This window comes from Rothia sp. P100 (assembly GCF_023712425.1).
Classification (GTDB): domain Bacteria; phylum Actinomycetota; class Actinomycetes; order Actinomycetales; family Micrococcaceae; genus Rothia; species Rothia endophytica.
In genome coordinates this window covers 1-487 of record NZ_JAMAYG010000007.1, presented here as the reverse complement: position 1 = coordinate 487, position 487 = coordinate 1, and the positions used below count along the sequence as shown (strand labels likewise).

Genomic DNA, 487 nt, shown 5'->3' with positions numbered 1-487 from the left:
CCGCCGACCCGCCGCAGCGTGTTCAACGATCCGGCGCTGGTGCGCCAGTACCGCTGGTATCCGGATCAACTGAAGGCGCTCGAGGCCGGCCGCGCGCGGCCGCGTGTGAAGGACTGGCAGCAGGTCGAGAGCATTCTCGGCGATCAGTTGCAGCTCGCGCTGACGGGGCAGGCCGCGCCCGACGCCGCGCTGCGCCAGGCGCAGCAGAAGATCGCGCAGGCGACGGCCGCGGCCGGCAAGTGACGGCTCACGTCGATCCGCTGGCCGGAGCTCACGCATGAAAGCGTTCGGCCGCAGCCTGCCGTTCGTCGCGCTGCTCGGGCCCGCGCTGTTGGTGCTCGCCGCGCTCGCGCTGTATCCGGTCGCGCAGGTGCTGATCGACTCGTTCTGCCGGGTCGACTACTCGGCCGGCCGCCGCGCGTTCGCGGGGCTCGCGAACTATCGCGCGGTGCTCGGCGACGACGCGTTCGCGGCCGGCTTCGGCAAC

1 protein-coding gene and 1 pseudogene are annotated in these 487 nt (G+C 72.5%); both read left to right on the top strand.

Annotated elements, in window-relative coordinates; all coding sequences use genetic code 11:
* On the top strand, window positions 1-243 hold a 243-nt coding region (locus M3668_RS10935), incomplete at its 5' end, for a hypothetical protein (RefSeq protein ID WP_251380886.1).
* 34 nt (window positions 244-277) lie between these two features.
* Window positions 278-487: pseudogene (locus M3668_RS10930) on the top strand (sugar ABC transporter permease); the annotation flags it as partial.